The following is a 14,564-nucleotide window of genomic DNA, read 5'->3' on the forward strand; positions in this document are numbered from 1 at the left end:
ATCTGTAGAAGGTGTCTGAGCTTAACGATTGCTCAGGTGTGATAAAGACTAGGTTGCCATCTGGATGTAACGTCAGGGTTGTCGAGATTAGATTACCCGTATTGTGCTCGTACAATGCAAAGAAATCATCAGTGACATCTGCCGGGTTAATTGTTTGGCTAAATTGAACGCTCATTTGTACATTGTCTGGTAAATTTGTTGCATACGAGGATGGGAAGTACCCAGTTACATAGACATCGTCATTAGCCGGATCTTTTATCTGGATATTTGTGTCGTAGTTGTTTATGTAATTACCCGCTAGATCTCTAATTTGACTCGGCACTGAGTAGTCAATTCTATCACCTTGCTGCCATGGGGTGTTTGGCGTAATCGTTAATACGTTTGCTGCCGATAAATTTAGGTTAGCCAAGCTGCTTTCGCCATTTACTGCTAGCTGAATTTCAGCTGGAACACTTGCAGCATCAATGTCTTCTGACAAATATAACTGAATATTTTCAGGGGTAAATGATAGTAGACTATTCGCTGCCGGATATTGCCTGTCAACATAGGGGCGAGTAGTTTCTACTAAGTTAATTCCTGTGGTAAAGCTAGCTATATAAGGTGTAATAGGGTTATCAGCTAAATCAGTGACATTGTCGTTTAATACAACTGATATAGTGCTAGCGGACGCGAGTGTGCCGGCAGACAGTTTAATTCGTTTACCGTCAGCTGAACGGCTAATAGAGGTCGATTTAATTTGACCGTTTTCAAACAGTCGGATGTTATTACTGTTTAATGTTGTCGAGCTCATGGGTTCAGAGAACTCAACCCAAATCTCAGTATTCACTCTATTATCCGTACTACCAGAATTCGGTGACAGGCTAACAATACTTGGTGCCGTTGAATCTTGCATGGTGGTATCTGTATCAAACCTACGAGTTGATAAATTTCTGCTATTGCCGGCAAAATCGGTAATATTATTAAACAAGCTGATTGTGTATCTGGTGTCGGCTTGCAATGGCTCGTCGAAAGTAAATGTTAGCGTTTGTCCTGAAACGGATTGTTGGCCTGCTACTGCATAACTATTTGCGCTGACAGCTATTTTACTGGTTAATGAAATATCTTCATCAAAAGTGAGTTGAATTTGATTAGTCGCTAGGTGTACTTCTGTACTCGCATGTACAGGTGTCATACTCAGTAAATTAGGTGCTTGATCATCTTCAAGTGCAATCGATCCTGTTGAAAACTCAAGTAAAGTGCCTGAATAGACATTGCCAGAATAATCTACTAATCCGTCGGCAATAAGTCGATAATTTTCAAGTGGCGTTAAATTTTGCTCTGGGGTTAGGGTTGCGCCAGTAAAGTCACTATTAATCTCTCCTGAAATAGCAATTATATTGTCCTGACTATCAACTAATTTGACACATTCGCCAAAACACGTGCGGCTAATACGCTCATTAAATACAATCGATATTTTGGCATTTACTGGCAGGTCGCTCGCTTGGCTAGCAATACTCGTTGCTGACAACTCTGGTGCAGTCGTATCTACCGTACTGCCGGTGGTAAAGTTATACCATCGATAGTTTGCTCTGTTACCCGCCAAATCAGTAATGTAGGGTGAGGCTGACACATATAAGGTGTAACTCTTATTCGCTTCAAGTAACGCGGTTGGTTTAACTTTAACCATGTTCAAATTATCAGCGAAGATATAGTCTAATGCCACGTATCTGTTATGCCCATTATCATATAGATATAAACTGTCAGAATTAATGGTTGCTCTGTCTATTGCGTCAGTAAACTCTAATATGAATTCTGGGTTTAGCGCCACCTCGTTTTGATTTGACTGCACCAAAGACCAATTTTCAATGTCTGGTGCAATCAGGTCTGCTTGAGATCCTGTCGTGAAGTTACGCACTATGCTTTGCTCTAAGCTATTCTCTGCGAGGTCTTGGATACCGCTAATGGTCAATTGATACAGAGTATTGGCTTTGAGCAATTGTTTTGGCGTGATAGTTAATACAGTTAAGCCTCTTGAAAACGAGATATCTAAATCAATACTTTCGCCATTTTCTTTAAGTTGAATAACTGGGTTAGCAACTAAAGTGACGGCTTCACTAAATTGTAAGTTGATTTTGTGATTAATTGGTATATCAGTTGCGCTATCTAGCATGCTTGCCGCTACGAGCTCTGGCGCAGTATTGTCTGATTCAAATCCAGTATGGAAGCTGTTTGCTTGGTAACTGATATTTCGTCCAACCAGATCTTGAAGGCCATATACTACAAAGGAGTAGCGGCGATCTGCAGCGAGTTGAGCTTGTGGCTGCATGTTCAAGCGGCTTCCTTGGTGGGTTAAAGCATAATTTACTGGAATTTGTTTATTTTCTACCGTGTCAAAAATATAGATTTGACTACCTTCTAAACTGGTAAAGTCGATTGTTTCGCTAAATTGCCAGAATAACTTAGGATTACGACTCATAGGGTTAGTTAATTCAGTTTGCGTCACAATAGTAGGCGAGGTGAAATCTAATTCCGAACTGGTGCTGAAGCTTGTGGTTATGTCCACTACAGTATTGCCGGCAAAGTCTGCAATTTTTGGCAAGGATAAAGTAACATTTTGATTTTCAGCTAATGGCTGTGCCAGTTTTAACGTGACTACTTTATTGTCAGAGCTAATGATTAAGCTATTGTATATTTCATCTAAATAATCAAATGAAAGCAGGTCGACCGCTTCATCAAACGCAACTGATAACTGAGTTTGTAACGGTACATTTGTACTTGCATCAGCAGGACTAATCGTAAACATTTGTGGTGCCCGATCATCTACAATCGCATCTTGGTTGACGGTGAAATACATAGAGCGATCAACGGTTGGGCTGTCACCATCCGTATCTTCAATCGCATTTTCTATCCGCAAAGTATAACTATGACCCACACTCAGTTGAATTTGTGGTGACACACTGATTACAGATTGATTATTAGACAAGCTGAGCTCAACTGGAACTATAGTATTTTGCGTAGTATCGGTTAAAACAAAGTTACTTGTGTTTACTGAACCCTGACTGATAGCTTCAGAGAATTTGACCCGAATGACAGGGTTGGTGATGTCTATTCGGCTAAAGCTATTTGGTGAATAATCAACAGGGTAAGGGCGTAAACCTGCACTGTCTATACCATCACTCATGGTTAAATTTGTGCTGTATGCATACAAATAATTACCATTTAGGTCGGTAATATTTGAAGTAAGATTTAGCGAAATTAAGCTATTGTTGGCAAACGCATTGGCACTTGAAACTTTAACAATTCTGTTGTCAGCGAGCGTGTTGATCTCAACAGGTAACAATACGCCATCCTGTGTTACATACAAGTTATCTTGTAAACTTGCTTCATCTATACTTTCTGACATATAGATATACAGCGTATCTAAATTCGACAATGAATATGCGGATGAAGGCGGGGTGACGTCAATTACACGCGGCCGTGTAACTTCACTCGTGTTAGCACCAGTGGTAAAGCTCATTACATAAGGGTCTAATTGATTGCCGTCTAGGTCAGTTAAACCATTGGTTAAAACTAAACTTATAAGCGCATGTTCCGGTAATGTTGAATTAATTAAGATAGATTTATTATCTGCAGATCGAGAAATAGACGCGGATAATTTATCGCCGTTATGGAATAAAGCTATATTGGCACTCACAATTGTGTTGCTGGTTAGTGCTTCATTAACATTAATTTGAATCGTTTGAGTTGGGTCAACTTCTGTTTGTCCGCTCAAAGGCGCGGTGCTGACAACTTGTGGTTTAGTCGTGTCGATTTGCGTGACAGTGTCGAAATAACGAGTAGAAATAAACCCATTATTACCATAAATATCCGATACCGTGTATGCAGTTGTCACTGTATACCTAGTACTACCTCGCAGACTTTCATTGGGGACAAAAGTAATGGTATTGCCTGAAACACTGGTTGTACCCGCAACTTCAATACCTGAGTGGGTTAATTTCATTGTCGATAGTGGGGATATCACTTCATCAAATGTAACAGCTATTTGCGCGGTTAAATCAACATTTGTTGTAGCATGGGCTGGCGAAACATTTACCAGTCTTGGCGCTTGAGCATCTGTCAGAGAGTCTGCTGCTGAAGTTAATTGTAACTGTTGGCTTGGTAAAATATTACCTGCCATGTCGCAGTAATCTTCAATAGATAGAGTGTATTGACTGTCACCCGCCAGCGCTTCAGTTGGTTTAATTTCGATGTAAGTTAAATCAGAACTGATGGATAAATCATAATCGACCTGCGCCCCTTGGCTATCTGCTAGTTTTAGTTGAGCGTGTTGACAATGTGGGTTGATAGCTTCGCTAAATGCCACAATTATTGGCTCATTTACGATAAGTGCACTATTTGTAATCCCTGTGTCTACCAAGGTAGGGGCAGTAGAATCAGTCGTATATCCTGTAGTAAAACTTCTAGTCCTATAGGTTTGGCTTGAGGCGTTTGTTATATCTTTTAATCTTTGATCATAGCTTGTATAAATTGTATACCTACGATTGGGCTTCAACGCTTGTTGTGGTGTCAGGGTTATGCGGGTTTGGTCGACTGACCAAGATTTACTGGTGGCAACTTTAAAGCCGGCAGCGTTATCCCATAAATATATGCTTGAATCGTTGATTGAGGTCGGATCTACCGCTTTGTTGTATTCAACAGTTATAACTGGCAATGTCGGCATTTGTGTTTGCGACGATTTAAAGCTCCAATTCGAAACATCTAACGTGCCGGTTGAGCTAATGTCTGAGGTCGTGAAGTTTAGTGTTTCACTTTGCGCCAATATATTTGCACTTGAATCGGTGACGTTTTCGATTGTAACCTGATAAATCGTATCAGCTGTCAATTCTTCGGTCGGTTGAATCAATAAGCGTGTATTATCATCGACTAAATTTAAGCTAAATCCGATAGATTGATTGCTGGATTGATCAGTGAAACTAACACCAGATAGATTTAACGGATCAATTGCTTCTGAAAACTTAGCTGCGATTACAGCATTTACTGGCACAAAACTATCATTTTCATTAAGACTGAATGCGGTTAATTTAGGCGCAGTTGTGTCTGCTTGGTAACCCGTAGTGAATCGGGAAGTATAGCTAAACAAAGGATTGTCGAATAAATCAGTTATACCTGTACTTAAGCTTAAATAATGTTGGCGGCCTGATTTAAGCGGCGCATCAGGGATAAATATGATGGTGTCATTTGCCCCTTGTAAGCTGACCGAGCCAGCAATTGTTTGATTGGTCGTAAGGTCGAGTAAATTGACATTCGTTAAATTTACTGTGCTGGCTTTTACTGCCTCATCAATCTTTATGATAACCCGTGTATTGGTGGAGATGTTTGTGCTATTACTGTCAGGCAATATATTAGCAACGCTTGGTCTTGCGCTTTCTGTACATGCACCAGTGGTAAAAGTGTAGCTATATGCAGCTGTTAAATTACCTGCCAAATCAGCTACTGCTGGTACTGAAACCTCATAGCTAGTGTTCGACAATAAGTTGCTCTGCGGCTCTAATTTTATGCTTTTATTTTGCTCTAGAAAGCTAACAACAGCCGCAATTTGTTCATCACTTTGCGTGATATAAAAGCTGCTGGTATTTAAATTACGTACGCTAATGGTTTCGTCATACTGGATAACGACTGGTTCATATTCACAAACATCGGTTGCACCACTAACAGGAGATTGACTGTTAATGCTGGGCACATTTCTATCAGAGCTAATTGGACTTTGATTGGCATCCAACTCAACTTTATCGTCAACACCATCAGAGTCTGAATCGACCAAGTCTAATTCGCTAAAGATAATTGCTTCAGTTAAATCAGATAAACCGTCACTGTCTGTGTCGGCTAAATCTTTATCTGAACTGTATCGCGACAATTCGACTAAGTCACTCAGACCGTCAGAATCAGAGTCTGGGATAGGAGATAGGGTTTGCGTTACGTCAAAAGCAACTTCATCAATAAATTTGAACCTAGCTTTTACGACAAAATCATCGTTGAGCGCTTGGGCACGATACGTGTATGGCCAAGTACTGTCTGTGCCGAGTAACACGTCATCGATATAAAATGAAACAGACTGTACAAGATCATTTAAATCATCACTTATTTGGTAGCCTGCTTGGATTTCAAAATATGCACCATCTGTCACTTGAGGGTTTAAAAAAGCAAAATAATTCAAGCTAAAGCGTGAGCTAGCGTCACTCGCAGCACTCGCTAACGCTCTATATTGACCTATATAAAAATGGTTATTCGCAACCGCATAAACAAATTGATTATCTATGGATATAGCTTTGCTTTTATTCAGAGAAACGCCACTTAAGTCTATTAGTTGGCTAAAGACGGGTGCTTGTTCATTAGTGATATTGACAATAGGTAATGCATTGCTAAATAAACTGTCGTTGAACAAGGCATAACCTTGACTAATCGCGATATCCGTAGGGAAGAATCTGTTGTTGTCGTGCACTAAAGTTACAATAGGTAAGCTCGTTGTGGCGGCAGCAGTATCACCTGTTGTGCTAGCCGAATCAGAATTGCTACTTTCGATTTTAAACACCTTGTAACCGCACAAATTGCACGCAACGTGCAGCATGTTATCCGCACTCAAGTACATTTGACTGACACCAGCTAAATTGTATTTAGTCGCACTATTTAAATCTGGTGATTCAATATCATCCGTGTTAATTACATAAATAGATTGGTCAGTTGCCATGGCGATAAACTCGCCATTAGTTGCCACTGCATTTACTTTTTCATAGTGGTTAAATTGCAGTGCTTTTTCCAAAGTTTGCCCTTGGTCACTATAGACAAAATCAACACCATCATATTTGTTGGGTAACAATAAATATGGGCCAGCTACAGCAATGTCGGTAATTTCTCCACCTAAGTGCAGGCTAGCCAAGTTAATAGGCGTAGAGCCGCTTGATACATCCCAACTTTCAATTTGGCCACCTTCTAAGATGACGTATAAAACACCTGAGTGGAAGTAAAGTTTTTTTGCAGGACTTGATGTTGTTATTGTGTCGAGCAAAGTTGGTGATGCACGATCCGATACATCGTAAATAATAATGCCGCTTTGCGTGGCTAAATAGGCTAAATCTTGGTTAACTTGGATGTCGTTTAGCTCGTCTTCTACTGCTAAATGTCCTTTTAACCCTGGAGTAAACGATTGCTGATTATTAGCGACAGTGAAGGATATGGTTGCAATATTTGAATTTAACTCACCATCATTCACTGAAAAGGACAAGCTATCAGCACCTTCAAAACCTGAATTGGGTGTATATAACAAAGAACTTCCGTCTATGCTGGCAAAACCCTGTGTTGGCGGTGTTTGAATTGAATAGCTTAAATTGTCATTTTCAACATCTGAAGCATAGAGGCTTAAGTCAATTAACGCGCTGGTGTTACTGTTTATATTTGCGAGTGCGTTTTGTGCAATAGGCGCATCATTTACAGCTTGGATGAGGATCGAGAATTCTGCTGAGTCCGTCAGCAGGCCGTCTGATACTTGTAATTGCACTTTGTCTTCTCCAGAAAACTCTGGGTTAGGCACAAATATTAAGGTGTTTGCATTTAAGCTCGTTTGGCCATTAAGCGCCGCAGCTAAAAGTGTAAAAGTTAAATCATCACCATCAGGGTCATTGACAAACTCTGTTAAGTCTATAGATAAAGTCACATCTTCGTCACCAGTCCAAGTTTCAACATTAAATTCTGGTGGATCATTTTCAATTGCTACTGCAAATTGAATGGTGACTTGGCTGCTACCGCCTTGGCTATCAGTTAAGGTTAGGGTAACTGTATCTAAACCCGAAAAATTGAGGTTAGGTGTATAACTTAAAGTGCCATTGAGTATGCTGGCTTGGCCAAATTGTGGTGCTTGTTGAATCAGATAACTTACGCTGTCTTGCTCTGCATCTTGGACGAAGTCAGCTAAAATAATCTCTTTATTACTATCTTCATCGACTTCGAAACTTGTTTGCGTAAACACTGGTACATCGTTAACCGCAGAAATACTTAAATCAATTTGTCCATGTACTTTGTCGTTTACTCCATCTGAAACTGAGAAAATAATTTGGTCACTACCAAAAAAGTTAGTTGCGGGCTGATATTTTAAAATGCTAGCTTCAATACTTGTTTGACCATTTTGTGCGTCAGTTTCGATAACATAGGTTAAGCTGTCGCCTTCGGGATCTTGCGCTAAATTAGCTAAACTAATACTAATACTTTGTTCTTCAATAGTGACAAAGTTACCATTGCTAACAATGGGGGGTAAGTTAATATCTTTAACATTAATACTGACCGTTTGTTGCGCGCTGGTACCCGCTGTGTCTGTGGCAGCGTAGATAAAACTGATGTTACCAACAAATACGTCGTTAGCTTGGTAGCTAAACCCTCCATCTGAATTTAAGGTGACTGAGCCTTGAGTCGGCGGTGTTATTAACGTAACTGTTAAACTTTCGCCATCAACCTCAGAGTCATTGGCTAACACTCCGGGTGCTAACACACTTAACAACTCACCTTTATCCATCGAATAGTTGTCGGCTTGCAGTCTAGGTATGTCGTTAATTGGATTAACCGTTATTGTTACTGTCGCTTGCGCTGTGATGTCTGCTTGCGCTATTTGGTAATCAAAGGAATCGCTACCATTAAAATCAGCAGTCGGTTGATAAGTAAATTGCCCTGATTGGTCTAAGATCAAACTGCCGTGAATTGGATCTGTGATGATAGATAATTCAAAAGGTAAGCTGGCGTTAATTGAATCATTGGTGGTTAAATTTTCAGTTAGTGTTAAATCTTCATCCAACTGATAACTATCATTTATGGCACGGACAGATTGAGCTATATCTCCAACATTTACTACTACATTAACTCTATTTGACAGTGCTGTACCGTCTGTTGCTTGGTAACTAAACCTCACTTGGCCGATGAAGTCTCGCGAAACTGTAAAGTTTAGGCTATCGCTTGTTGATTGAATTTCAGCGTTTTCAACATCTTGGATGCTAGTTTGTGCAACTGTAATAATATCACCGTCAGGATCATTATCATTATTTAATAGCTCTGAATAGGGTATTTGGAAACTCGTTTGGCCACTGTTTACGCTAAAAGTATCTGCCGTTGCGATAGGGATATCATTAACTGCTAATACGTTAAACTCAATTGTTGCCGTGGAAGTTGCGTTAAATTCATCTGCGAGTTCAAACAAAAAAGAGTCTAAACCTGCAAAATTACTAGCAGGTGTATAAGTTACTTCACCTTCAGCTGTGAGAGTTACACTACCATTTTGTACCGTTGTGAAAGTACCAGTCGCAAAGCTAACTTGGTGATTTTCGTTATCAGAAATAGCACTATTAATATTAAATTGGCTTTGACTATCTTCGCTTAGAGTGATTGTCGTTGGTGCAAAAACCGGTGCTTGGTTACCCAGCATGATAATTTCAGACTGTGCCGATTCACCATGGCTATCAATACCTTTAATTTGCACCTGATAGCTACCCCCAGATGACGGGAAGCTAAAAGAGTTGCTGGTTAACGATAATTTTTGTTGTTGTGGTTGAGTATCTTCTTGCCAATAAACATTATAGTGTTGGTAATCGCCTGCTAGCGGTTGCCAGTTAACGGTAACAGAAGCTGCAGTTCGTTCGATTGACGTTAAATTGATTGTTGCCGGTTGCCAAGAAAATGACTGGCTAGCGACTAGCCGAATCGTGTTGCTGTCGAGGTCGGCGGTAGACTGTCCCCAAATTTCGACTGTATGTGTGCCTTGCGTAAGATCAAAGTTGGTTGGGTTAATACCTGTTAGCGTAATATCTATTTCATTACTGGCGCTGTTTTGCACAAAGTCTTGAGTGTTACAAGGTGCGCACAATAGAATATTCTTTTCAGCTTGCGCTAAGCTGAAAAACAAACGGTTAGGTAGTGGGGTGCTTGTGTTCGCCGTCAGTTTTAGCCGAACAAAAAAACCGCCCTGCACACTTGACGGCAAATTGAGCAACTGAGCTTGCCACGGAGATGTTGTTACTTGATTAAAGTCGCCAGTAACGTCGGTTTGTTGGTTTGATGGCAGTGCACGTCTAGCAGTATTCGTATTGTCAACAAAGTGCACAGGTTGGCCATTGACAAAACGTTTAGGAAGAACAAAGTCGGAATACTCTTGCTGACTAATTGTAAGTGTTTGTTGCGTTGGTTTTGTGTTTGGGATGGTCGTTGAAGTGGAATTATCTCCACCACACGCGGACAAAGCAAACACTAGTGAAACAGGCAAGGTTTTTACCAGATGAAAAAAACTTGGCGTTTTCATTCTATCTCCTGATGGACAATAGGTCCTGATATTATTCATGTGTTTTTTCTAACACATGATTTTGACACAGCTAAGTTACGCTGAAACATAAAATAAGAAATTAGCACTAAGTTTAGTGCCAAATTAACATTTACTAAAGTTATGCGCTTGAATTATGTGAATTAATTTTAATTAATATTTGGAGATATCTATTTGATACTCAATTCGTTGATTTTGGTTATTGGTCAAAATGATTGAGTTGGGGTCAATTAACCCTGGTTTAATTTGTTCTACTCGTTTTATATATTCAACCGCTTTTTCCATATCACCACTCATCAAAGCACGCTCTGCAACAGATTTTAGATAATGAGGGTTATCTCCATATTCTGCATCGATAATGTTGTTGAGATTCTCAGCTAAATCATACCTGTCAGTCTGATAATATAAGCTACGTAGATTGAGCAGTGCGTTATATTCTCTAGGATTCAAATTGAGCGCATACCTATACACTTGCTCTGCCAATTCGTATTCTTTAATTCGGGTAAATAAAGTGCCGAAATTGCTCCACATATAAGGCAGTTCCGGAGCGTAGGTTAACGCCTTTTGATAATAAAAATATGCGTTGGCATTGTCGTGCGCCATCATGGCTTCTGCGGCTTTATTATTGTAATAAAATGCGTAGCTTTCAGCGTCAGATATGACTCTGCCTTCACGCGGTCGGTAAGCGTATTTATTGTATAAATCTATAACAACTGAGATATTACGATTACGGTACATCAGGGTATTTATATGATGCAGTTCGGTAAAAATACCGTTTTCTGAATGCCAGATAGGTGCTGTGTTGGCTTCCTGAAATTTGGCTTTTAATCCAGCACTGCGCCCCAACGCAACAAACATCGCAGTGAGAGATACACAATTGCCCGTTTTACTTTCAAAGGTTTCACCTGCAGAGGCAGTTGTGAACATTTCGTAGTCAATTTTAAAACCTTTGTTTTTAAAAATAGCATCATAAATGGTGACTATTTTGTCGGATTCCTGCATGCCATCTAATTGAAGGTCATGCAAAAACTGCTGCATCTGTGGTGTTACTTCAAGGAAATCATATTTTTCAGTTGGTGCTTTAAAATCGACAAAGTAAATTTCAGGCTGCGGAATTTTTGGTTGTTGAACCGTCAGTCTTAAATAGTCAGGCAAATGTTGACAACCCACTAACAGCAATAAGCAGGTTGTGAGCAAGATAAAACGAAATCGGAACATTACGGCGCCCCTTAATCAACATTCTTTGATTAATTTTAGTACAATTTCCGTAACCTGCTGTTTACCTAAATGCCTTATCCCAACTTTTTTCGAAAAAATTTAAAAAAATTATACTCCAGCCCTTGTGAAGATTTTTTGCATCCCCATCTAAGCTACAACTCAAGATTTGCTTGACCACTAGGTCGAGTTTTATAAATAACATTAGTGTAATTACTTTCTCAGGAGATTGGAGAAGATGAATATTCGTCCTTTAAATGATCGCGTTATCGTTAAGCGCTTAGAAGAAGAAACTAAGTCTGCTGGCGGCATCGTTTTAACTGGTAGTGCAGCTGAAAAATCATCTAAAGGTGAGGTGTTAGCTGTTGGTAATGGCCGTACTTTAGACAACGGTCAAGTGAAGCCTGTTGATGTAAAAGTTGGCGATACAGTTTTATTCGGTAACTACATCGAAAAAACACAAAAAATTGATGGTCAAGAAGTATTGATCATGAAAGAAGAAAACATCTTAGGTGTGGTTGAAGGTTAATTCTCCCAACCTCAATTAGTTAGTAATCATTAGTTTAGAATTTAGGAAAGAGAATTATGGCAGCTAAAGACGTAAAATTCGGTGAAGACGCACGCGTAAAAATGCTTGCGGGTGTAAACATCTTAGCAAACGCAGTTAAAGTTACTTTAGGCCCTAAAGGTCGTAACGTTGTTTTAGACAAATCATTTGGTGCTCCTTTAATTACTAAAGACGGTGTGTCTGTTGCTAAAGAAATCGAATTAGAAGACAAATTCGAAAACATGGGCGCACAAATGGTTAAAGAAGTTGCGTCTAAAGCAAACGACGAAGCGGGTGACGGTACAACTACTGCAACTGTATTAGCTCAATCAATCGTAAACGAAGGTTTAAAAGCTGTTGCTGCTGGTATGAATCCAATGGATTTAAAACGCGGTATCGACAAAGCAGTAATCGCAGCTGTTGAAGAGCTAAAAGCTTTATCACAACCATGTGCAGACAGCAAAGCAATTGCTCAAGTAGGTACTATCTCTGCTAACTCTGATAGCGAAATTGGTCAAATCATTGCGGATGCAATGGACAAAGTTGGTAAAGAAGGCGTTATCACTGTTGAAGAAGGCCAAGCACTTCAAAACGAATTAGACGTTGTTGAAGGTATGCAATTCGACCGTGGTTACTTATCACCTTATTTCATCAACAAACCAGAGAATGGCACTGTTGAATTAGAAAACCCATTCATCTTATTAGTTGATAAAAAAATCTCTAACATCCGTGAATTGTTAAGCACGTTAGAAGGCGTTGCGAAAGCTGGCAAGCCTCTATTAATTATTGCTGAAGATGTTGAAGGTGAAGCGTTAGCAACTTTAGTTGTAAATAACATGCGTGGCATTGTTAAAGTTGCAGCGGTTAAAGCGCCAGGTTTTGGTGACCGTCGTAAAGCAATGTTGCAAGACATAGCTATTTTAACTAACGGTACTGTTATTTCTGAAGAAATCGGTATGGAGCTTGAAAAAGCAACGTTAGAAGATTTAGGCCAAGCGAAACGTGTTGTATTAAGCAAAGACAATACAACTATCATCGACGGTGTTGGTGATGAAGAAGCAATTAAAGGCCGTGTTGCACAAATTCGTGGTCAAATTGAAGAAACAACTTCAGATTACGACAAAGAAAAACTACAAGAGCGTTTAGCTAAATTAGCTGGCGGTGTTGCAGTAATTAAAGTTGGTGCAGCAACTGAAATTGAAATGAAAGAGAAGAAGTTACGTGTAGAAGACGCGTTACACGCTACTCGCGCTGCAGTTGAAGAAGGTGTTGTACCTGGTGGTGGTGTTGCATTAGTACGTGTTGCAGCAAAAATTGCTGAATTAACAGGTGAAAACGAAGACCAAAACCACGGTGTTAAAGTTGCACTACGTGCAATGGAAGCGCCTTTACGCCAAATCGTTACTAACGCTGGTGAAGAAGCATCTGTAGTTGTTAGCAAAGTTAAAGAAGGCGAAGCTAACTATGGTTACAACGCTGCTAACGACACATACGGTGACATGTTAGAAGCTGGTATTTTAGATCCAACTAAAGTTACTCGTAGTGCATTACAGTTCGCAGCATCTGTTGCTGGCCTAATGATTACTACTGAAGCTATGGTTACTGAAATTCCTAAAGATGACGCACCTGCAGCACCTGATATGGGCGGAATGGGCGGAATGGGCGGTATGATGTAGTCCCGCTATACGCTGAAATACTTTCCAGATATAAAGGCCCGAGCATTAATTATGCTCGGGCTTTTTTATTTGAAAATCAAAAGATTATAAATATTCTGAGTTTACATTGTTGTTTTAACTGCTAAGATTTCACCCAACTTAATTATCAATGGAATGAGTGATTATGGATTGGACACGCCCTGTCTTATTCTTCAGCCTGATTTTTTTATCTTTAGTTTTGCTGGGCCACATAGCCAACAAGCAAGTCGCATTGAATAGTTATCTTCTAAAAAGATTCAAGATATTACTTAGTAGTATTTTACTGTTAGGTTGCTCATCTTGTGTTACGTCCTCCTTGAGTGTTCAAGGTGGATGTTTTCCTGTTCGCGAAGTAAATGTTTATAGTATTACAGATATATTAAGTAGCTCTTTATATCCAATCGTTTTTATCGACAAGAATAAATCTGAAGAAGCACGATTATTGAAAAATTATGGTTATGAAGGATTAGTGTTTCCGAAATCTTATTCCCCTAGCAAAGACAATGACAATATTGAAGAATCTTATCCATTAAATTTAAATGAGACGTTACAATTCACTGGAAGGCTAGTAGTTAAACATAATGGCTACATGTCTAAATTAGTAGGTGGTCGAGCTGAATTACATTTTTATGAAGTAAAACTAAGAGATAAACTTTATTTACTCGAAATGTCTTCTGTAAATAGATGGCGTATGCAAGCTGAATTGAAGAATGCTTGTAGCTGAATTAGTGTGATTACCAAGGGAAACTGATGGTATGATTACCAAGCGATTTTGACGTAT

At 39.5% G+C, this 14,564-nt stretch carries 5 protein-coding genes; 3 read left to right on the plus strand and 2 right to left on the minus strand.

Annotated elements, in window-relative coordinates; genetic code table 11:
- On the minus strand, nt 1–10,309 hold a 10,309-nt coding region (locus tag WSC_RS24975), incomplete at its 3' end, for an Ig-like domain-containing protein (protein ID WP_040395410.1).
- Nucleotides 10,310–10,480: 171 nt separating this feature from the next.
- Nucleotides 10,481–11,545: a tetratricopeptide repeat protein gene (locus WSC_RS0120825; protein ID WP_016957897.1), complete on the minus strand. Its 1,065-nt coding sequence runs from the start codon at nt 11,543–11,545 to the stop codon at nt 10,481–10,483.
- 235 nt (nt 11,546–11,780) lie between these two features.
- Between WSC_RS0120825 and WSC_RS0120830 the strand changes: the two genes are divergently transcribed.
- The 3 genes from WSC_RS0120830 (at nt 11,781) to WSC_RS0120840 (ending at nt 14,507) form a co-directional block, all read left to right on the plus strand.
- On the plus strand, nt 11,781–12,071 hold the full coding sequence (locus tag WSC_RS0120830) for a co-chaperone GroES (RefSeq protein WP_016957898.1): 291 nt from the start codon (nt 11,781–11,783) through the stop codon (nt 12,069–12,071).
- 56 nt (nt 12,072–12,127) lie between these two features.
- Nucleotides 12,128–13,765: a chaperonin GroEL gene (groL, locus tag WSC_RS0120835; protein ID WP_016957899.1), complete on the plus strand. Its 1,638-nt coding sequence runs from the start codon at nt 12,128–12,130 to the stop codon at nt 13,763–13,765.
- A 163-nt stretch (nt 13,766–13,928) separates the two neighbouring features.
- On the plus strand, nt 13,929–14,507 hold the full coding sequence (locus tag WSC_RS0120840; protein WP_157447378.1) for a hypothetical protein: 579 nt from the start codon (nt 13,929–13,931) through the stop codon (nt 14,505–14,507).
- The last annotated feature ends 57 nt before the right edge of the window (nt 14,508–14,564 follow it).

It is taken from the genome of Catenovulum agarivorans YM01 (genome assembly GCF_000281085.1).
In the GTDB taxonomy this organism is placed as follows: domain Bacteria; phylum Pseudomonadota; class Gammaproteobacteria; order Enterobacterales; family Alteromonadaceae; genus Catenovulum; species Catenovulum agarivorans.